Origin of the sequence: Aliirhizobium cellulosilyticum (assembly GCF_014198105.1) — a bacterium.
Lineage (GTDB): Bacteria > Pseudomonadota > Alphaproteobacteria > Rhizobiales > Rhizobiaceae > Neorhizobium > Neorhizobium cellulosilyticum.
This window is the reverse complement of record NZ_JACIGW010000003.1, coordinates 208,934-229,613: the sequence shown is the minus strand read 5'-3', so window position 1 is coordinate 229,613 and position 20,680 is coordinate 208,934. Positions and strand designations below refer to the sequence as shown.

At 53.1% G+C, this 20,680-nt stretch carries 21 protein-coding genes; 11 read left to right on the top strand and 10 right to left on the bottom strand.

What is annotated here, in order from left to right; genetic code table 11:
- Positions 1–36: 36 nt before the first annotated feature.
- The 3 genes from GGE33_RS15525 (at position 37) to GGE33_RS15515 (ending at position 1,455) form a co-directional block, all read left to right on the top strand.
- Positions 37–276, top strand: coding sequence for a hypothetical protein (locus GGE33_RS15525; RefSeq protein ID WP_183824675.1), 240 nt, complete (start codon positions 37–39; stop codon positions 274–276).
- Positions 277–444: 168 nt separating this feature from the next.
- Positions 445–1,083: a hypothetical protein gene (locus tag GGE33_RS15520; RefSeq protein ID WP_183824671.1), complete on the top strand. Its 639-nt coding sequence runs from the start codon at positions 445–447 to the stop codon at positions 1,081–1,083.
- 45 nt (positions 1,084–1,128) lie between these two features.
- Positions 1,129–1,455: a hypothetical protein gene (locus GGE33_RS15515; protein ID WP_183824668.1), complete on the top strand. Its 327-nt coding sequence runs from the start codon at positions 1,129–1,131 to the stop codon at positions 1,453–1,455.
- A gap of 65 nt (positions 1,456–1,520) precedes the next feature.
- On the opposite strand, the gene GGE33_RS27855 is transcribed toward GGE33_RS15515, so the two are convergent.
- A complete protein-coding gene (locus GGE33_RS27855; RefSeq protein WP_343062496.1) occupies positions 1,521–2,033 on the bottom strand; it encodes a PIN domain-containing protein in 513 nt (170 codons plus the stop codon).
- A gap of 589 nt (positions 2,034–2,622) precedes the next feature.
- Between GGE33_RS27855 and GGE33_RS15505 the strand changes: the two genes are divergently transcribed.
- From GGE33_RS15505 to GGE33_RS15500, 3 genes are all read left to right on the top strand, one after another.
- Positions 2,623–3,255, top strand: a complete 633-nt coding sequence (locus GGE33_RS15505) for an outer membrane protein (protein WP_183824661.1) — start codon at positions 2,623–2,625, stop codon at positions 3,253–3,255.
- Between the two features lie 168 nt (positions 3,256–3,423).
- Entirely contained in the window at positions 3,424–3,618 is a 195-nt protein-coding gene (locus tag GGE33_RS28005) for an Rmf/CrpP family protein (RefSeq protein ID WP_394353653.1), read from the top strand.
- A 763-nt stretch (positions 3,619–4,381) separates the two neighbouring features.
- Complete coding sequence (locus GGE33_RS15500; protein ID WP_183824658.1) at positions 4,382–5,041, top strand: hypothetical protein; 660 nt, start codon at positions 4,382–4,384, stop codon at positions 5,039–5,041.
- A gap of 46 nt (positions 5,042–5,087) precedes the next feature.
- On the opposite strand, the gene GGE33_RS15495 is transcribed toward GGE33_RS15500, so the two are convergent.
- On the bottom strand, positions 5,088–6,452 hold the full coding sequence (locus tag GGE33_RS15495) for an SNIPE associated domain-containing protein (protein WP_210303682.1): 1,365 nt from the start codon (positions 6,450–6,452) through the stop codon (positions 5,088–5,090).
- Between the two features lie 756 nt (positions 6,453–7,208).
- Here GGE33_RS15495 and GGE33_RS15490 point away from each other — a divergent pair.
- Positions 7,209–8,423 (top strand): MFS transporter, encoded by a 1,215-nt coding sequence (locus GGE33_RS15490; RefSeq protein ID WP_183824656.1) that lies wholly within the window; start codon positions 7,209–7,211, stop codon positions 8,421–8,423.
- Positions 8,420–9,535, top strand: a complete 1,116-nt coding sequence (locus tag GGE33_RS15485) for an FAD binding domain-containing protein (protein ID WP_183824653.1) — start codon at positions 8,420–8,422, stop codon at positions 9,533–9,535. Before GGE33_RS15490 ends, GGE33_RS15485 begins: the two co-directional genes overlap by 4 nt.
- 122 nt (positions 9,536–9,657) lie before the next feature.
- Here the strand turns inward: GGE33_RS15485 and GGE33_RS15480 are convergent, their stop codons facing one another.
- The gene (locus tag GGE33_RS15480; protein ID WP_183824650.1) at positions 9,658–10,194 is read right to left on the bottom strand and encodes an NUDIX domain-containing protein; all 537 of its coding nucleotides are present in this window, start codon (positions 10,192–10,194) and stop codon (positions 9,658–9,660) included.
- Positions 10,195–10,827: 633 nt separating this feature from the next.
- Between GGE33_RS15480 and GGE33_RS15475 the strand changes: the two genes are divergently transcribed.
- Both GGE33_RS15475 and GGE33_RS15470 read left to right on the top strand, forming a co-directional pair.
- Positions 10,828–11,145 carry a nuclear transport factor 2 family protein gene (locus tag GGE33_RS15475; RefSeq protein WP_183824647.1) on the top strand — a complete coding sequence of 106 codons (318 nt, stop codon included), beginning with the start codon at positions 10,828–10,830 and terminating at the stop codon, positions 11,143–11,145.
- A gap of 327 nt (positions 11,146–11,472) precedes the next feature.
- Positions 11,473–11,850: a hypothetical protein gene (locus GGE33_RS15470; protein WP_183824644.1), complete on the top strand. Its 378-nt coding sequence runs from the start codon at positions 11,473–11,475 to the stop codon at positions 11,848–11,850.
- 23 nt (positions 11,851–11,873) lie between these two features.
- Here GGE33_RS15470 and GGE33_RS15465 read toward each other — a convergent pair whose 3' ends face one another.
- On the bottom strand, positions 11,874–12,980 hold the full coding sequence (locus tag GGE33_RS15465; protein ID WP_183824642.1) for an NADH:flavin oxidoreductase/NADH oxidase: 1,107 nt from the start codon (positions 12,978–12,980) through the stop codon (positions 11,874–11,876).
- A gap of 500 nt (positions 12,981–13,480) precedes the next feature.
- A complete protein-coding gene (locus GGE33_RS15460; RefSeq protein WP_183824639.1) occupies positions 13,481–14,737 on the bottom strand; it encodes a molybdopterin molybdotransferase MoeA in 1,257 nt (418 codons plus the stop codon).
- Between the two features lie 286 nt (positions 14,738–15,023).
- On the opposite strand from GGE33_RS15460, the gene GGE33_RS15455 reads away from it, so the two are divergent.
- Positions 15,024–15,299, top strand: coding sequence for a hypothetical protein (locus tag GGE33_RS15455; RefSeq protein ID WP_183824636.1), 276 nt, complete (start codon positions 15,024–15,026; stop codon positions 15,297–15,299).
- A 19-nt stretch (positions 15,300–15,318) separates the two neighbouring features.
- Here GGE33_RS15455 and GGE33_RS15450 read toward each other — a convergent pair whose 3' ends face one another.
- The 5 genes from GGE33_RS15450 to GGE33_RS15430 form a co-directional block, all read right to left on the bottom strand.
- Complete coding sequence (locus tag GGE33_RS15450) at positions 15,319–17,235, bottom strand: potassium transporter Kup (protein ID WP_183824633.1); 1,917 nt, start codon at positions 17,233–17,235, stop codon at positions 15,319–15,321.
- 110 nt (positions 17,236–17,345) lie between these two features.
- Positions 17,346–17,900 carry a helix-turn-helix domain-containing protein gene (locus tag GGE33_RS28000; RefSeq protein WP_394353654.1) on the bottom strand — a complete coding sequence of 185 codons (555 nt, stop codon included), beginning with the start codon at positions 17,898–17,900 and terminating at the stop codon, positions 17,346–17,348.
- 101 nt (positions 17,901–18,001) lie between these two features.
- Positions 18,002–18,808 (bottom strand): ABC transporter permease, encoded by an 807-nt coding sequence (locus GGE33_RS15440; RefSeq protein ID WP_183824627.1) that lies wholly within the window; start codon positions 18,806–18,808, stop codon positions 18,002–18,004.
- Complete coding sequence (locus GGE33_RS15435; protein ID WP_210303675.1) at positions 18,789–19,517, bottom strand: ABC transporter ATP-binding protein; 729 nt, start codon at positions 19,515–19,517, stop codon at positions 18,789–18,791. The genes GGE33_RS15440 and GGE33_RS15435 overlap by 20 nt, the downstream gene beginning before the upstream one ends.
- A gap of 120 nt (positions 19,518–19,637) precedes the next feature.
- Positions 19,638–20,621: an alpha/beta fold hydrolase gene (locus GGE33_RS15430; protein ID WP_183824624.1), complete on the bottom strand. Its 984-nt coding sequence runs from the start codon at positions 20,619–20,621 to the stop codon at positions 19,638–19,640.
- Positions 20,622–20,680: the final 59 nt, after the last annotated feature.

Below are 20,680 nucleotides of genomic sequence, written 5' to 3'. Positions count from 1 at the left end.
TGGTCTGCAGACAACCAATGTCGCCGGGGAGCTAAAATGCAACATGAAATCGATCCAATCGCAGAGCGTAGCGTTTGCCGACAGGTTGTCCGGCATCTTGATGCCGCCGAGGGCCATCACCTCCAGGAGGCCGTGCGGCTTACTGAATGGCTCGCGTTGAAGGCTCCAGATGAAGAACGATATCGAGCCGCGCACATTGCCGTGCTCAATGTGATGGCAGCCCTGCGGACGGTGCGGGAGGAGGTTGAACGATGCGAACTCTCTGCTGGCCGTTAGGGTGGAATGTAGCCGACCCTCATGGCGTGCTGGATCCGAGATGCGTAACTAAATTGACCTAACCACTTTTGAGGCAGTAGAATCTAGTGATTCCCTCAGAGGTGTTAGGCTTGGGAGTGGTCCGACACTTTTGGCTTTGGCGCTAACAGTGAGAAGGATGGTTTCGCCATGAGGATGCCCTGGAATTTTCTAACCGAGTTGGTTTCGCGAAAGTCACCGCAAGTAAACAACGTCGAAAAGCCAGCCCAAAATATCATCAGTTTGAAGATCCGTGTTGCCGAGAGTGAGGAAGGTAAGCGATCTCAGGTTTCGGTAGCTCAAACCCCTAGTGCCGACCATGCCGCTCCGCCAGTCATGGTACCAGTGATCGGAGTTGATGATCCGATAGGCGCAGGCGTTAACGGGGCAAGCAGTTCGGTGCCGCATACCGAAGATGTCGGGATGACCGACCGTTCTCCTATCGAAGCTGATGCACCAATTGATGTGCCGCTAGCGGCGAAATCATCCGCCCAGATCATGGATGAGCGTCTGGACAGCGCGGTCTCCGGGGCTGGTGGAGCAGCTCAAAGCGATGAGGACGATCTAATCGCTGACAGAATGGTGCTGTCTCCTGCAATCGCATACGAGGCACCAGTCAGACCGGGCAGACAACCAATCATAGATCTGCCGCAGACCAGGGCTCATCTTTCTAACGAAGATATGGCGGAGCTTGACGTAGAGATTGCGCAACTTCGCCGGGCGTTGTCGTCCAGGCTTTCTGTCCAAAACGAACAGCTTCGACAGATGCTGCACCGCTTCCCAGACTAGGCCTGAAGCACGACACTTTCTTGAATTTCTTTGGCGCGACAAAGAGTGGAAAAACTCATCGTCGCGTTGCTTGATGGAGGATTGGGTGCAACCATTCCCGTGCCTGTCGCATTGACAATTGTCGCGATCGATTTGGGATTAGCCGCCATGGGTAAGAAGCTTGATGCTATCCACGACTTGCTGATTGAAGGCGCTTCAAGGGGACTAAGTGCTCACGAGCTGTACGTTTACGTACGCGAACGCTGCGAAAAGGTCCCCATCAAACGTGTGCAGAAAGCTGCATTGAGGGCTCTCTCCAGTGAAGGCCGGGCGGATCGGCAGCTGTTTGAAGAGCTTTACTCTTTTGCTGCATACGCAAAAATTGCTCGCTGAACATCATCTATCAGCCAGCAACACGCTTGTAGTACTGTGGCAGCCACGGCCTTCAACCGTCAAAACTATTGAGCATTTAGCAACTGACCACCGTAGAGTGGCTCCATCCTCGTGTGCCATACCCCTTCCATCGGGTTGTAGATCCCTGGCAAAGGGTAGTAGCTGTCAATGAGGAGGAAGTCTTTTACATTGAAAGTGGCTATCGCGGCCCGATGAACCAGGGCCGCCGCTGCGATATGCATATCCTGGCCCGCTCGTAGTCTTTTGGTCTCGGGCCGAGGAATGACCAGATGGCGAAGGCGTGGATCTGCCGCGAGCGTCCCCCATACCTCACAAACTAGACGATCTGTTTGGGCGATGGGGATTTCCCCGGAAGTAAGCCTCTGATACCAATTACTGAGTCTAACCGCCTTTAAAGGGCTCGTTTCACAAACCTTCATTATCCCCATCTGAAGCTCCATGAGTGCTGCGACGGGAATGATCAAGTCCTCTGCGCTGTTGAAGAAGTCTATTACCGATGGGTGCGGCTTTGGCTTACTGCTCTCGCTTAGGACGCAGGTATCTAGAAGGAATGCCATTGTCATTGCATGCTCTCCTGTGACCCCGGAGAGCGTTGCCCACTATGGTTGATAAAGAGTTAATGACACCTAGTCTGGAACTGGCATCTCTTAAATGGACGCGAGCGAGCTTCCTGTGAGCGGACTATGGTGGTAAGGAAATTGAGTTTCAAATTCACGGAACCTTATGCCGCCAAAAGAAACAATCATAATTGGCGATCATGAAAAGGAAGTCATAGATTTCCTTGAGCGATTACGCTCGAATAAGGAAATGTTGGTCCAACTAGGCTCCGAGAATTACGTTCTGGCCATGACACGTGCCAAGATCACTAAGAAAGGGCGTGAAGTGTTGACTTCCGGTGGGCCCGATCATTCCGACAGCTAAAACCACCAGGTTTTCCGTAATCCCTACATCGATCTGAGTCTTGTTGCAGATATGTCGCACTGGGTTGTCGGAGGCGTTCTCGACCGTGTTCTGGGGTGAATAGTGTCGGAATCTACAATCGCGAATCCAGTGGCTGATGTTTTTTGGCCTCGTGACATTGTGGCCAGTGACCTTCTGCGTCGCTTCTTAATGACACTAGACAACGCGATTTGGAGATTTCACCCCATGAAGGGCCTTCTTATTCTCGCAGCTTCCATGGCTGCCCTCTGCGCCTCGACTGCCGCATACGCTGCAGACGCTGTCGATCAAATTCCTTCCGCGCCGGAAGCTGTCGATGCTTCGCCTGCCTTTTCATGGGAAGGTGCCTATGTCGGTGGCCACACCGGCTATAGCTGGGGCACCGGCCAAGCAACTGGCCTGGGTTCGGACAGCTTTGACGGCTGGCGCCTCGGTGCTTTTGCTGGATACAACTGGCAGCTATCCAATAACTTCGTCGCCGGTCTCGAAGGCGATATCAACTACGATTGGGCCGACAAGAAGTATGGCGGCGGCCTCAAGCTCGAAAGCGGCTTCGGTGGTTCCATTCGTGGCCGCGTTGGCTATGCTTTCGACCGCACCTTGATTTACGCAGCAGGCGGTTGGGCTGCCACCAACGTTAAGCTGAAGACTCCTGTTGGCAACGACGACGACACGCTTAATGGCTGGACTGTTGGCGGCGGTGTGGACTACGCCTTCACCAACGACGTCTTTGGACGCCTGGAATATCGTTACAACGACTACGGTCGTGGTGAACTTCTTGGTCGCAATGTCGACTTCAAAGAGAACATCGTTCAGGTCGGCGTCGGCGTGAAATTCTAAACAGCTGTCTATTTTGGCTGAGGTGTAAACCGTCCGCGCCGCGCGTGTGGGCGGTTTTCGCCGTCTGGAAAAGGAGTTTGGTCGCGAACGTCATGCATACATACCCAGAGATAAGCGACTGAACTCACGTATAGCTGATCTCATGGAGGCTGCATGGTAATTTGAGGCATGACAAAAACAAATGAAATCAAGGAAGAGCAGCGGTCGCAGATTTTCGCGGAAGGTAGGGAAGCCGCTGAAATGGGGCGGAGTCCGTTGGTTTGCCCGTACATTCAAGACATATCCGATTTCCGGTTTGTTGCATGGTTGGACGGTTTCCGAAGCGTAAGTGATGAAGGCTGCTCGAACCCAGATCCTCGCTGAAACGTCACCTTTCGATTGGACGCAATATCAGGATCAACCTTGATGCCGCCACAGCGCACGATGCTGTATTAGCGATGTCAAGAACATCTCAGTGAGGCGTGTCGCGTAGAATTGTCGGCCATTCGGACCGTGGTGGCGACAGTGCGTCTGCGACGACGCGCGTAACCTAGAGTTACCGAACCGTTTTATTCGCCTTCGATCATTCAGATCGCTTTGAGCAGGACCGATCTCCTCCCGGAGGCGGCTAGCAGACGATTGCTCTAATTACTCGAGCACGACGATAAAGGGTCATCTTTGATTGCCTTGCGGTCGCTAGTTTTCATCCCATCTTAAGAAGCAATTTTGGTACCAAGGATTGTGAAGGATAGAATGGTGACCATAATCGGCGACGAATTCATCGAGATACTACCGCCTGACGCCTCATGCCGTTGGTCTTCAACGCTTTTTTGTGAATGTTGTCAGCGGAATCGACAGAGCGACTGTTTTGAGGAAGATGGGTGCGGGATATGTAACGAGTGTCTTACCCCATAGTGTCGGCAAGGTTATTCCACTTGACTGTCCACGCTTTAGGACTAGCCGCCTTGAACGATGGGCCGACAGTCAACATCTTTCTGTAAAAGAATGCTTTCCTTCCCTGTGGATTTCCTCGAGAGGCGCGGTCTTGGTTTGTTTTTCACTTAGAGGCAGGCAAAATCATTCTTGAAAGCGTGATTCCCGCTTGGTTTGGGCGATGCCGCACGGGCTTCTATGACTGGAGTATCTGGTGACCGACTTCTTTAGCACGACTCAAGGCATAATGACGTTGGGAGCGCTAATTGGCGCAGGTAGCTATGCCATCGGCGCGAGCGCTCGCTCTGTTCTTACGGTGAGCGGCAGCTTGTTCAAGCCCAGCCGATCAGAACAGAATGCACGTAGCCTTGCAATGGTAACAGTCCTTGCCCTGGATGACTATGTGGGTGCCTGTTTTGCAGCAGTTCACGACAAGCCCGAGTTCAATCCGGCTGAAGAGATTGAGTTCGCATTTCATGTGCCTGAACCGGTCCTCGCGCTTCCCAAGGATGTGAACTGGCAGCTGCTTGGCACCGAACTTGGTGAAGAGATCCAGTGGTTTTCAAACAGGGTATCTAATCTCGAAAACGCATTGGATAGCCTCGATCTTTCGAAGAGTTCTCACGATGGGTTCTTCGAGCGGAGAGTGGCAGGCTATACCCAGCTCGCCGTAAGGGCGATGGATCTGATCACACTGGTGTGCGAAAAATTTGGATTAGTCCTTCCAGAGAAGCCGGATTTCTATAACCAGGCCGATCGGTTCGCAAGGATCCTGCAAAACGTGCAAGGCCCGACAGGCGCTAAGACGGATGCCCGCGGTGCTGTGCAAGCTGACGCCGACAACGTGACGCCTTTGTTTCCAAAGACGTCCTAGTTTTCGTCTGCAAGGTATGAAGGAACTCGGCTCGTTCTTGAAAGGCTCAGATGCTTGCTGGGAAGGCGACCAATTCCGGAGGTTCAATCGCCGCTAGCATTGCGTTTCTTCGCGCCAATGTTTCACGATACTCTTGAGCTTCGACATCCTTGAAAAATGGTGCACCAGGGGCGAGCCTTTGCACGGCATTCTCGACTTCATCGATCGACACGCGGAAGAATTCTTTCCGAAAATTTTGCGCATTTATGCGCGTTTTCTGGAACTCGTTGTGTAGCGCTCGCTCCAGTGCAGGAGCATCGTCACTGTAAATGATCGCATGGGTATCGAAGATGAAGGGCACGCTAGCGTCGCCGAGTTCGCGGACACGATCAGCTGGGTCTAGGCGTCGAGTCAGGCCGATCTTTACGACCTCGTTGCCGAAGGAGCCGATGTTCGAGATAATGTAGACGTACCCGGAGCGCGTTTTCTCCGCCATTGCTTGGGCCCGCTCAAATTTCGCATGAGCCTCGGCAAGATCCTTTTCCAGCATCTGGATTTTCTCGTTGAAGGCGCCGATTTTGTCCGCCGATGCCTTGTTTGCATCCACCTTAGCTTTGTCGAGTAACCGCTGATAGCGGCTTTCCTCCTCCTCAGCACGTTCCATGTCGCGGATAAATTTCTGCTCCTCTCGAGCGGCGCGTGCCATTTCGGCGCGTTCCTCTCGTTCCGCCTTAAGCTTTTCGCGGTACTCATGCGTTAGCTGAAGCTCGACCAGCTTCAAGCGAAGGTACTCCTCAGTTATTTCAATATCATTTGTAGCATTAAGGTTATCTATTTGCTGCCGTGCGTTGACTATGCGTTTCTCCATGGCGTTCGCATTATTCCAGCGAACATTTGCCACGGCGGCGTCGCACTCGTTATTAAACGCTCGAAGAGCCAGCTTTACGTTGCGGTTATTCATCGTCTGGCCCTTGGCCTTACTACCGCTGACAGTCCATTCGGTTTTAGCAATCGCGGCAGACTTAGTCGAAACCATCCGTTTTTGGAGTTCTCGATTTTCTAGGATCGCTTGCTTGTACTGCTCACTATCGTTGAAATCAAAGTGGGGCTCGTAAACGCCCATTTCCGCAAAGGCCAGCTTCTCGTCAAATATAGCAACCTGTTTGGCAAGGCGGTCGAACAAGGCTTTCTTATCTGTGTACGAGTCTCTCAGTGCTGAGATGTTCTCCGAAAGTGAATTCGCCACCTCTTTCAGGCGTTCTACCTCTGCTTCTTCGCTGCTAATCGAGCTGTAGCGTTGCTCCAAGCTGGTCAATTTTTCCCGCGAGGCCTTAGCGCGGGCGGAATGCTTCCAGGCTATGATCGTTGCAGCAATTGCCCAAACGGGCATACCCAGTATGAATACTAAAACTGCTATCTGTCCACCAGTCACGTCACTTCCCCATCTACCCTTGGATGCGAAAGCTATTTCGATTCAATTTTTTTGCAAGTATCTGTTTCTCGTTGCTGAGGCCAATCTTGAAGCACTTCTGATTGGCTTGCTCGACAATCTGCCCGACTGCGAAAGAAAGTGATTTTGGAATGCCAAAATCGGTCGATCCACTTCTCCATCATCCGATATGAGGCCTGAATTTTTCGGATTCTACGGGAAGAATGGTTGGTGAAATCCGCAGTGAACTTGGCGGAGCTTAACGGCAAACACGCCTTCTACCGTCGGACAAAACCCATGCCGGGTTGAGGAAAGATGGATGTGGTGAGTACCGCGTAATCACCACTGTCCGCCAAACAGCATCACGACATAGCCAACTGCTAAGAAGGCCAGGATGCCGACGATCAATGTGGGTAGATCCTTCATCGTTCCCACCTGATGCCAAACAAAGGCATCATTTAGGCACCAGAGACCTTATCAGGATAGGATTGCGACCTGTTTCCCTGCGAAACATCGTGGTTGTCGGGGGCTTTAGGTATCGAGCGTTGCCATGACACCGCTATTGAACGCTTCTCTCTTCCGACTCCGAAACTCTGAGGATGCTTCGTATCGAAATTTCCGCAGAGCACCGAACACGCTGACGTTGCGGGCCTTCGTTAAGTCGGTCGAATTGAAGCTGAACGTCCAAGATAACGAATAGAGGCGGGGTCAAAACATAAAGCGACAATTCAACTTCAATGCACAGCTACGGAATTCGTCATGACAATAGATACAGCATCGCGAGCGGGACATGGGACGAAACTTTCGGCAACCGCGCTCTACGCGATGGCTACTGCTAGCGGCATTGCTGTCGCCAACATCTACTACAACCAACCGATGCTCGGGATCATGGAAGATGACTTCCCGCAGCAGATCACAGGTTTTATCCCCACGGCCACCCAGCTTGGATATGCACTCGGTCTTCTCTTTATCTTGCCACTTGGCGACATCGTCCATCGACGCAAGCTCATCGTGGGCCAGTTCCTTATTCTGGCGTTCTCACTTGTATTGGCAGCTCTTGCTCCGACGGCCGGGACGCTCGTGGTAGCATCATTGTTTGTCGGCGCGAGCGCGACAGTTGCCCAGCAGATTGTTCCGTTTGCGGCATCTCTAACGGATCCGGAAAAACGTGGATCTACAATTGGCACCGTTATGGCGGGTGTCCTGTCCGGCATTCTGTTTTCTCGAACATTGTCCGGGTTTGTCGGCGAGCATTTTGGTTGGCGCGAGATGTTCTGGCTAGGAGTACCGATGGCTTTGGCAGCGTCCGCACTTATGTATATAACGCTCCCTGACCACGCTCCCGTCTCTCGTATGGCATACAAGAGCGCCCTCAGGTCGCTAGCTCATCTATGGAGGCGCGAAAGTGCGCTGCGGACCGCGGCCCTTATGCAGGCCGCTCTCTTCGGCTCGTTCACAGCCTTCTGGACTGTTCTTGCTCTTTACCTTGCGACACCAAAATTCAACCTTGGCGCAGATGTTGCTGGTCTTTTTGGTATCGTCGGCGCTGTGGGAGTATTCGCCGCTCCGCTTGCAGGCAAGGTCGCCGACCGTAAGGGACCGCACTTTGTCGTTTGGCTCGGAATTATCCTGACAATCGCAGCCTGGTTGATGTTCGGTGTCTGGACTTCATTGATTGCGCTCGTGATCGGCGTCATCGTTCTCGACTTCGGAATTCAGAGCGCACTCGTGTCGAACCAGCATATTGTCTATGCGCTTGATCCAGACGCTCGCAGTCGGCTCAACACGATTTTCATGACGGCAATGTTCCTTGGCGGCTCCGCGGGTGCGGCACTTGCCTCGGCGGCCTGGAGCTATGAGGGCTGGATCGGTGTGGCTATCCTTGGTGGCGCACTCGGGATCGCGGCCCTGTTCATAAAGTCACTCGAACATCGTCGGGGAACCGAAGGTGATCAGCAGGGAAAGCGATCGTGAAAGCGCTGCGTATTCGAATAGTGGGTGGCTCGCTAGCTGGGCTTTTCGCTGGAATTCTGCTTGGCCGTGACGGTCATGATGTGAAAATTTACGAGCGCTCCTCGACCGGTTTCGCAGGACGAGGAGCAGGACTTGTCCCGCAGCAGGAGGTTTTTCATATCCTGCGCGAAATCGGTGTCGAGCATCTAGCTACGTTCGGCGTCGTATCCAATCATAGAATCTATCTCACGAAATCTGGCACAGTCAGCCAACGCATGCATACACCACAGATGCAGATCTCATGGGATCGCCTATATTCTGCTGTCGTGTCTAAACTCGGCAATGAAAAGTATGTCCTCGGCAAGCCGGTCCAAACGGTGCGAGAGGAGAATGGTTTTTCCCTAATCGAGTTCGATGACGGTACGAGTGAGGCAGCTGACCTAGTTATAGGTGCTGATGGCATTGGCTCCTTGGTGAGGTCGGCCATCAATGTCGATATCAACAGTCGATACGCAGGTTACGTCGCGTGGCGGGGTCTCGTCCCTGAGAATACGCTTCCGTCCTCCGCGTCCCCGTTACCTGGAAACTTTGCTTTCTACATCGCGCCTGGCAATCATGCGCTCGGCTATCTCGTGCCCGGAGCCGATGGCGAGATAGACAATGGTGGGCGGCGCTATAACTGGGTTTGGTATCGGTTTGTCGATGAAGCTGATCTAGAACGAACATTTACTGGGATATCCGGTAGATCCTCGAGATTCTCCCTTGCTCGCGGAGAGCTTTCGGAGGTTCGACGCAGCCAGTTGCGCGAAGACGCGGCGCGTTTGCTTCCACCTCAATTTGCCGTGGCAATCAACGCGGAAGAAACTCCATCCGTACAAGGTATATTTGATTATGAAGCAGAACGTATGAGCGGGCGATCGACGGCGCTTATTGGGGATGCGGCATTCGTTGTTCGCCCACATACGGCGATGGGTGTCGCCAAGGCTGCTGGCGATGTCATGTCACTTCGAACCCACCTTCGCAAAGGTGCTAATGTTGAACACGCTCTGAGAGGTTTCAACGCTGAGAGGATCGTCGTCGGTCACGAGATAGCTGCCTACGGACAGGAACTAGGGCGGTCGTCCATGCGATAATTTTTTCGTTTGCAGACGCCAATTCTTGAAGGTTGCCTCCGGCAATCCTTTTGCAATGACTACTGCGGCCGGTGAAGGGTGCATCCTAACGAAGGAAAGTAGTTGGAAACTTGAGGCTCCGGCTAGCCACTAAATTGAGATGGCGGGGTAATGCGAGGTCTATCCAATACCTTGAACATTTTTTTTAGGGCCGATTTGCGCAAAATGTTTCGATCTTGGGAAACCAGTTTGGTCAGGTCCGTAAATGTCGCGATTATCTCAGCCAAATCGGGTTCGAGGACTAAGTCGGCAGCCTTAGCGGGGGATGTCCAGAGCTTCTGGCGAAGGCCAGTTTCTGGATATATGTCTTGCTCCAATATCAACCGGAGCAGGTGGACGCTGACTTCAGTGTCTATGCCTCCGTCCTTAAGATACCGGTAGCAGCCGAGGGGCCGCTTCTTAATCTTTCCCTCCACTCCAGCCTCTTCAAAGGCTTCGCGTTGGGCACACCGGTAGGCTTTCTCCTTAAACTCAATATTGCCCTTCGGCAGGATCCACCGATTGGTTTCGAGACTAGAGATGAGAAGAACCTGGAATTCACGCAAGGACGAAATGCGGCAACACAAGGCCGCCGCTTGTTCCTTCTTCGTGGCTGCCTTCACTTCTCGCCAATCGATCACACGATCCTCCAGTCCGCTACAGGTCCAAATTAGTGCATGTGCGTATTTTGCAAGTCTCGCGGACAGATCGTACGTAAAAGCTAGGCTTGGTATTGAAGGAAACTCGGAAAACGCATCTTGATCATGACCTCGATGTGGGGGCTTCACGAACAGCGATTGCGCTCGGCCCAAGCTAGAGTTGATTGAATGAGCTGAGGTTTCCACGAATCCCTAACCCCGCCCTCCAGCTCGCCGCAACGGCCCCTAACGACGATGGTTCTGAGATCGATCAGTTCAGATCGACCTATACTCACCCATACCTCAGTCTAGTGTCGGACTTCTCATCGATCATATACACCTCGGACTGATGCCTTCGCTTGCAAAATGCGAAGCTACGTCGCGCTGCCTTCGCACGCGGCTGTTGAAACGCGTGCCGTAGTTACCGGGAGACGCCTATGACCGTTTCGGACGAGATCATGCTGCAAGTAGCGAACATGCGACCACAGGATGCTGGCGCCAGCATTGCGAGCCTACACTCGTACAATCGAGAACACCTAAACCGAGCTGGTGAACCGTCTACGATTCTCTGAATTATGTCGCCGATTAGCGCACATAGATACCTTCATACCGCATCCACAAATCGAGGATTTTCAAATGAAATCGCCACTAATTGTCGACGCCCTTGTCGCAGCTGTAAATGCAGAGGATACCGAGGGTTTCCTTTCCTTATTCGCGCCTAACGGCCGGATCGATGACTGGGGACAAGTCTACGAGGGACATGAAGAGATCCGTTCGTGGTCGCAGGAAGAGCTCATCGGAGTCCACGCGCGTCTCAACCCAATCGTTACATCGGGTGATGATCATTTCGCGGCAATGACCGCCACCCTGGCCCGTGACGGGTTCAATGGAACCGGATCATTTGCAATCGAACTGCATGATGGACTTATCTCGGAAATGACCATCGCAGGTTGAGGCACCTGACGAAATGGGCAAAAGGTCCCATATTCCCATTGCTTAGGACGTGGACATAGCGAGAGACTGAGTAGTCTACGGATGCAAGTCGCTAATCCGATGTGAACGTATAAGACGTCCGTATAGTCAGGCTGCACGTAGGTCCGATAGTAGCGGGAATGGCTTCAAGTAACATCAAAGCGCAATCGCCGCTGGTTGCACTTTCGATACTTACGGAGAAGCAGATGTCACGATTATGCTCTTATACCCGACAGTCGCTTTCGGCTTTACTGTTGGTTGTCTCGTCGGCACTCATCCCGATCCCAGCACTTGCCCACGACCATGGGCATGGTGCTCCTCAAGACCATCACGGTGGATCTCACCATGGGAGCGATGGGGGGGCCGGGTCAAATTGGTCTGGAAGTCGCTGGCCTGGTGGTCATCATCATCACGGAAACGCCCCGTTCGATCCTAATGCACCAATGCACTATCCAACCGGCGATCCTGGTAGCTATCGACCATATCCTCCGCGATGGCACCATCACGATCACCCCTTCTACTATTTTAACACCAACGTGGGGTACAGCGGTTGCTATCCAGAATGGCGCTACGATTGGCTGGGAAACCCATATCGGAAATTGGTGTGCGATTACTGAGACAGAGAGAATTGAACATAAAAGCAGCGCGAAACAATCGCGCTACTTTTATGTTCTGAACAGAATTTAAAGTTCGGCTGGCGCCTTCGGATCTCAGTACGTTCTAAAGAGCGACTTCAATCCGGAAAGCTGGCAGCGCAGATATTGTTTCGCGGCGGATACCTCGCAGCCGAGTGCCGCGGCGGCATGCCAGGGCCAGCGAGGGTCGTAGATGACGGCACGCGCGATACCAATCAGGTCTGCATCACCAGTTGCGATGATCGCCTCAGCTTGTGCTGGCTCGGTAATCAGGCCGACTGCAACGACCGGTATTTTTACAGCGGACTTAACTGCACGCGCGAACGGAACCTGATAGCTTGGCGATACGGTTATGTGCTGGTCCATATGAAGACCGCCACTCGATACGTTGATACCGTCGCAACCGCGGGCCTCTATAGCCTTGGCAAATGCCACCGTCTGCTCAATATCCCAACCGCCAGCATGCCAGTCTGTTGCAGATACGCGTACGGTGACAGGCTTTTCTACTGGGAAAACTCTACGTACTGCATCAAACACCTCAAGCGGGAAGCGCATGCGGTTTTCCAAACTACCGCCGTACTCGTCTTGACGAGTATTGGAGAGTGGCGACAGAAACTGATGGAGCAGGTAACCATGTGCTGCATGAACCTGGATGGCGTCTATTCCTATTCTGTCCGCCCGTCGTGCCGCGGACGCGAATGCGTGGACAAGCTCATCCATTCTTTCCCGGCTCAAGGCAGCTGGAGCAGGATTGTTTGGGTTGAATGAGATTGCGGATGGTGCCTCCGTCTGCCATCCATTCTCATTATCTTTCATGATTTGCTTGCCGCCATGCCAAGGTACGTCCGTTGAAGCCTTCCGTCCGGCGTGAGCCAGCTGAATTGCAATAGGTATATTAGACCATTTCCGAAGGCCCTCGAGCATCTTGGACATCGCCAGCTCCGTGGCGTCATCATACAGTCCCACATCCGCGTAAGTGATCCGCCCTTCTGGCACCACCGCCGTAGCCTCGATCGTCAGTAGACCAGCACCCGACAAAGCGAGTTGGCCAAGATGAATTAGGTGCCAATCGGTCATGCGCCCATCGAGGGCTGAATACTGACACATCGGCGCGATCACGATACGATTTTCGATCTCAAGTTCTCTTATTCGCAGTGGTGTAAAGAGAGTGGGGTGCAGCATGGTGCGCTCCATGATTATTGATTGAAAGGACGAATTTTAAAGTTGGAGCGGCGTCCGCAAATCTGTCCGATGTGGTCGGCGTGGTGCCAATCCGGCCGTTAGGACTGTTGTCGCAGCAATTGCGATCGCTATGAGCGCGAATTGCCGAGAAGTCATCCCGTCAAAGCCCTCGACCTGTGACAAGACGAAACTGGCGCTTGTCATTACCATTGCTACGAGGCCGGAATAGAAGACACCAGTGTTTGAAAATGCTCGGGTCGAAAGAACAATTACAGGCAGATATAGGATGCTGATGAATGGGTCGAATGGGCCCAGGATATCGAGCAGAAATACAGCTGTCATGGACAGCGGCACTACGAAAAAAAGAGCTGTCTTCGCTCGAAGATTAATGATCACGGGAAACTCCTGTTGTTCCGTTAGGTTTCTATCTCGCATCACGCTGCTTACGAGTTACGCCAGGCAATCGATGCCTTGCGACATGGTTGTTTGTGGTTACGCAGTCAGCTGGGAAGAAGCTTCGCGTCACCCAGAAGATCTTCCCAATGCTGCCATAGTGGCACGACAGCGACTAAGTCTCCGGCGCTCACCGTCGTCTTTCCGGCTCCGAGCAGAATGAATACTTCCGCTTCCGACAGCGCTCGATAGCTCGACGAGCTCTGTAGGGTTAGCGGTTCGACGATGATGGCATTATCGTGCTGCCGCCTGCGAAATTTTCCCATCAGCAGCTGAACCCGTTCGGCTGGCTTGGAATAGCCAACCGACAGAGGAAGGGCGATATATGAAGGGGTTGCGCATGACCTACAGACGAGTCCTTGGATTATTGCCCGACCCAGTGTTGCGAAACCGGCGGCTGCGGCAACCGGATTCCCAGGCAGCACCAAAACCGGGCAGTGCTCGATTTCTCCGAAACCGATTGGTTTCCCTGGACGCATGTTCAACTTCCAGAACTCAAGTGATCCATGCCGGGTAACGACGTCGCTTAGGTGGTCCGCGAACCCCTCAGATGCTCCTCCTGAGGTAATCAGCAGATCATGCGTCTTGGCTGCTGACGCCAACGCCGATAGGATTGAGCTTGGATCATCGCGAATGATCCCCAAGTCGGTGACGTCAGCACCAGCTTGGGCGAGCATCCAACTCAGCATTGGCCGGTTGGTGTCATAAATCTGACCCAGCACCAGTTTATCTGGGCTATCCGCCAATTCATTTCCGGTCGAAAGGATTGCTACCCGCGGCCTGACTGTTACTCGCACGCTGCGGAAGCCCAAACCGACCAGGAGCGAGAGGTTCCCTGGGTGAAGCTTTGTACCCGCCTTGAGGATTTGTTGACCTTCGCGAACGTCCTCACCTACTCGGCGAATGTGGAACTTGGAGTTATCAGTTATCCGTAAGGTTACCGCGGACCCGTCGATGACGGCATTCTCCTGCATGACGACGCGATCAGCACCAACTGGAACCGGCGCCCCGGTCATGATCCGAGCAGCGCTGCCTGACCGAAGCTCGAAGCCTGACGAGCAACCGGCAGCTATGACGTGATCTATGCTAAGCTTGGCGATACCTTCGTCATCGATATCGCTCTGCTTGAGGGCGTAACCATCCATCGCGGAGTTATCGAACCGCGGCAGCGATGCGGGAGCATGGATGTCTTCAGCCAATATATAGCCGACAGCTTGAGCGACATGCACGGTAGCTGTGGCGCTAAGCGGCATAATTCGTCTAGCGAGAAAGGCGATGGCCTCATCCAATGTAGTCGGCTTCATTTTCTGTCATCCAGCATCGGTAAAGCGTTAGAGAGACCAAGTCGGGGTTGTTGAGACGGGACTTGGTCTGCCCGCCATGCCTTCAGACCCTGATATGCCGATGACAGCCTTAGAAATCTTGCAGGATACGTTGACAAATTATCTGTCATGTCCGGATTGAGGCCCACGGCCAAAAATTACGAGGCACTTGCATCCCCATTTTTTAATCGCCATCTCTTGTTGTGCCCGGAGCGCAATTTTCCCCATCAATCCGGATCACCAGATTTCCTAGAGTGAGAGATTTAGCATGCAGGATGAGCCTAAGACGCTCTACGCAATGACCGTCTCCGAACGCGTTAATCTGATCACAACTGTTGTGAGCTCGTTGGAGGTTTACGGACGCATCGCGAAGGACGCTGGTGATTTTCAGTCCGAGAAGAACTCGCTTTTCGTTGCGGGATCGCTGAAGGCTTCCGCGCTGCGAAGCAGGACTGATTTACGAGCGACAGAGCTGCTCCTGGAACACGCAATCACGCTTATCCAGTCCTTCACGAAGCGCTTTCCGTTGGCGGATGCGAGATGAGAAGGATGTATTTGTTGGGTTAGCGGCTAGCAGGGGCCAGTTTCAAAGTGATTTGCTCGCCGAGTTCGACCACCCGGTCGCTCGGCAAGCCAAAGTAGTCCGATGGATCAACCGCGATCACCGAAAGCGCGATGAACAACCGGTCCTGCCATGCCGCACGTTCTGCAGGATCGCAAATGAACTTTCTTCGCCCGACGTAGAAAGAGGTTGAATTTACATCAAACTGAAATCCAGCACTCCAACATAAAGAGATTCCTTTCAGGACGTCATGCGGCTGCATGTAGCCGAACGTCAGCCGGATCATTATGAAGCGTGGTGAGATCGTTTCGATCTTCATCCGTTCCGATGTCGGTATGTAAGGGCGCTCACTCGTCCTCACGGTCAAAATCACATTACGCTGATGCAAAACGTGGTTGTGCTTGAGATTGGACAGGAAAACGGTAGGGGCCATGTTCGTCCTTGCGGTCAAGAAGACAGCTGTTCCTTCCACAATCGAAGGCGATTTCGCTGATCTCTGCGCGAGCTCCGCAATAATTGGTTTAAGCGGGATCGACCTCTCCGCATCTTGGGCTTCCACATACATGGCGCCGCGTCTCCAAGTCCGCATGGCGATGAAAAGCAAGCCAGCTATGAGTACCGGAACATATCCACCATCAGCAATCTTGAGAACATTTGCTCCGAAAAATATCGTTTCGAGAACAATCAACGGCGACAGCGCGGACAATGCCCAAATCAGCCGCCAGCCCTTGACGATTTGGAGGTAAAACAGAGCCAGCAACGTGGTCAGTACCATCGCGCCTGTAACCGATAATCCATAAGCCCCGGCCAAGGATGCGGACGATCTGAAGATAACTATCAAACTCAGTACGCCGATTGCCATGACCAGATTCACGATCGGGATGTATATTTGACCGGTGTTGAGGGGCGACGTGAAGCTAACCCTGAGGGGAGGTAGAAAGCATAGGTTCATGGCCTGCCGGGCAAGTGAAAACGTGCCCGAAATGACGGCTTGGCTCGCTATTATGGTCGCCATCGTAGCCAGTAGAACCATGGGTAGGATCGCCCATTCTGGATAAAGGAGAAAAAATGGGTTCACTACAGCGGCCGGTTGCGCGAGGATTAGGGCTCCTTGCCCAAGATAATTCAGGATTAGGGAGGGGAAGACGACCCAGAACCAGGCAAGTTGGATCGGTTTTCGACCAAAATGCGCCAAATCGGTGTAGAGGGCCTCGGCTCCCGTGACGGTAAGAAACACTGCGCCAAGGACCAGCCACCCCGCTCCTCTAGTATGAGCGACGAAGTTGAGACCATGGAGCGGGTTCAGTGCTGTAAAGATCGATAGGTCGTCCGCTATATGGATGATGCCGCCCAATCCCATGATGAGAAACCACAGCAGCATGATAGGTCCGAAGAACTTGGAAACCGCCGCTGTCCCAGTGGATTGAACCCGAAAGAGCACTACCATGATAGCAACCGCGAGCGGCAGTAAGTAGGGTGACAGCATCGGTGTTACCAGCGTAAAACCCTCTAGCGCTGAAAGCACGGAGAGTGCCGGAGTTATCATTGCGTCCCCAATAAAAAGAGCAGCCCCAAGTATTCCTATAAGGACGATGAGGTGGGAATGTCGTTTCGTTCTTTTCAGAATGAGCGCTACGAGCGCTAGCGTTCCGCCTTCACCGTGATTGTCTGCCCTCAGTAAGAAGAGGACGTATTTGATCATGACGATGATCGTCACAGTCCAAATCATCAGCGAGGTGACGCCGATGACGTGAAATCGTGAAATTCCCACCTCTGCTAGTGGTCTGAGGGCTTCGCGGAATGCATAGATGGGACTTGTCCCGATATCGCCATAGACGACCCCGATGGCTCCAAGGACTAAGAATGGAGTAGCTTTCTTAGACTTTGAAGAGCTGACATCACGCGCGGCGGTGTCCATGAATTATCCTGGAAAACGAGGGTATTATGCATCGTGCTGAATTCAGCCGCTGCGATGGCGCCAGACAATTGAAGGAGCACTCTTTGAAAATGATTTGGGACGGTGCACCGTCAGCGGATTGCTAGCTCCGAGGTATTTGTCGGGGCGGAAACTGACGAGGATAGCCCGTCCTGCCGCTTGCGCCACTTGCTAGGCGACATGCCGAAGGTTCGTCGAAACAGATTGCATAGATGGGACTGGTCAGAGAGGCCGCAGTCGATTGCGATCTCGCAGAGAGGCAGGTTTGTATTTTGTAGTAAATACTTAGCCATATCAAGGCGTTGCGAAATTATGTATTGGTAGGGAGAAATTCCGAAAGCGGTCTTAAATGTGGTTGTAAAGTAACCGGGGCTCAGGCGGACCAAGTCCGCAAGATCTTCGATTCGGATGATATTCGAAAGGTTCTCTTCGATGTACTGCGTCACACGTCGGCGCTGCCAAATCGTGAGGCTTCCGCAATACCTTGGCTTCGGTAGAGGTTTGATCTCAATTTGCTCGGGATACGAAGCAACCACGATCGGGAACGACAGGACCTGGTTCCGGACACTGTTATTGAATTGCGGATCCAAAACGTAATACCTCAGCTTATCAACACTGAGGCGATTTTGCTTCGGGACGGGAACCATTTCGATTGGACGATGGGATCGTTCACATGCACCTTTGTATAGGTGGGGACGCACCGCGGAGCCGTTGACAGGCTAGCCGTGTTTGACTAGCCGCAGTGTCCCTACGCTTCGATCGCATCATCTCTGGCGGGACGCAGCAGTAGCTGCCCTGTCGATGAGAATGCATGTCGCTGCATTAATGCAACGACGCCCATTCCAGATATCCCGGAGGCGACAAGAATCATAACGACTATCATGAACTGATAAATCCCGGCGTAAAGCGGACTGGAACCCGAAACCATCATGCCAGCCATAACCCCGGGGATCCAAACCAAGCCAAGCGATTTCAACATATCTAGTCTCGGTAGCAGGCTGGCGTACACAGCCGCCTGAACATAGGGCGCGGCGCTTTTAGATGGAGTTGCGCCAAGACAGAGGGCTGCTTCTATTTGGCCAATATGGCTGTAGACATCGGATCTGAAACGCTCAATGGCCTGTGCACACGCATTCATGCTGTTTGCAATGATCATACTCCCCACCGGCACCAAAACTGCGATACTCGGATCCAGGGACTTCGTTAGAAGCATAAACGCAATAGCTGTGCCGCCGCCTGCACCAATTGATATCAGCGAAACTTCGAATGCGTATTTGAGTTCTTTGAAACGGCGCGAAGCCGTCACAGCCGCGGCGACCACCATGCCAAGGAGGATGACTGCGCCAACAAGTAGATTTCCTTTTAGGAATACGGCCAGAAGTAAGCCGACAATCACCATCTGCACCAAACCACGGACTAATGAGATCCGCGTTTCGCTCAAAACGTCAACGTTGAAGCGGCGACAAACAGTGACCACAATCAACACGAGAACTATCGCGGCAGCGGCCTGAGCGAGCCCGATCAAGACCTGGTCGTTAATGAGATCCGTAAGCATCCAACACCTCGTTCGTGAGACCCAACTTCGCGACCTTTCCGTGCTCAAGAAAGAGCGTACGAGGCGCTATCCGTGCGGCTTGTTGGAGGTTGTGGGTAACAATCAGGCAGGCCATCGACCCAGTAGATGCAATATCAACGACCAAACGTTCGATTTCGCGAGAGGTTTCCTCGTCCAGCGCGGATGTTGGTTCGTCAAGTAAGAGAACTTCCGGTTTATTCGCCAAAGTTCGTGCAAACGAAACGCGTTGTGCCTCTCCACCAGACAATGTGTCGATATTCTTTGAAGCGTAGTGAGGGAGACCAACCTGTGCCAAAAGCTCGTCGACCCGATCATCGCTGATACTTTCGTTTCGCTGAGCGGGACCAAAAAGGAGGTTTTGCTTAACGGTCCCAGGGAAGAGGTTGGCGCTCTGCATCACCATCCCGACCCGTCTGCGCAAAGTTGTTGTGTCAAAGTCCCGGTAGTTTTTCCCGTATAGGAAGACCTCGCCAGAAGTCGGTTCATCGATACGGTTCAACAGTCTAAGGTATGAGGACTTCCCCGCTCCGCTTGGTCCCGTGATTGCTAGTATCTCACCCTTGGCGACTCTAACGCTGACGCTATCAACAAGCAGCTTTGAGCCTAGTTTACGGCTAAGGCATTTTGTCTCGAGCGCGACGTCTTCGACATCGAGCGGGACAGACTTGCTTTCCGAAATCGCACCCAAGATATCTCTCCAAGGTCAGGGGATTGTGGTAGCTGAAACTCAGGCACCACAAGCTGGGTCGTCGAATAGAAAGACATGCGGCCTGCCATTGGCTTGCCGCATGTCCGAGGATCTACTTGTTTACGCCTTGATGAAGGCAAGCAGATCCGGATTGATTACGTCGGCGTGTACCGTGAGCATTCCATGCGGATACCCTTCATACAGCTTCATTTCACTACCTTTGATCAGTTCGTGCTGCAGCAGAACTGCGTCCTTGTACGGAACGATCTGGTCATCGGTTCCCTGGGTTACGAGTGTAGGGACGCGAATAGCCTTGAGGTCCTCTGTCTGATCGGTCTCAGAGAACGCTTTGATGCCTTCATATTGAGCTTGTGCGCTGCCCATCATGCCCTGGCGCCACCAGTTATTGATCACGCCCTGAGATACCTTGGCGTCAGGACGGTTGAAGCCGTAGAACGGTCCTGCAGGCACGTCGATGTAGAACTGAGCACGGTTGGCTGCGAGTGCATCGCGGTAGCCATTGAATACCTCAATTGGTTCACCACCTGGGTTGCTCGCGGTTTTCAACATGATCGGAGGCACCGAGCTAACGAGAATTGCCTTAGCAACGCGTCCTTGCGGCTGGCCATGGCGGGCAACATACCGCGCAACTTCGCCGCCACCCGTCGAGTGACCGATGTGAACTACATTGCGCAGATCCAGGTGCTCGACGACAGCCGATGCATCCGACGCGTAGTGATCCATGTCGTTTCCATAGCTCGCCTGAGTCGAACGACCATGCCCACGACGGTCATGCGCAACCACGCGATAGCCCTTGCTAAGGAAGAATAGAGCCTGTGCGTCCCAGTCATCCGCGGAAAGCGGCCAACCGTGATGAAGGTGGATTGGCTGCGCATCTTTCGGACCCCAGTCCTTGTAGAAGATCTCGACGCCGTCTTTCGTCCTAACAAATTCTCCAGCCATTTCGCTTGCTCCGTTTGGTTGGTTTCTTGGTTTCTCCCTCTCGGCAGCTGCTGCAGGAGCTGCCACAGCCGCGACCGATGCGGTTGCACCTGCTAACAGTGCCCCTCGACGGGAGAGGGAAAGATTGAGTTCGCTTGTCATTGAGGGTCCTTTCAAGTCATCGGCATCGGGAACATGCCTTGGTTGATGACCGTCAAGCT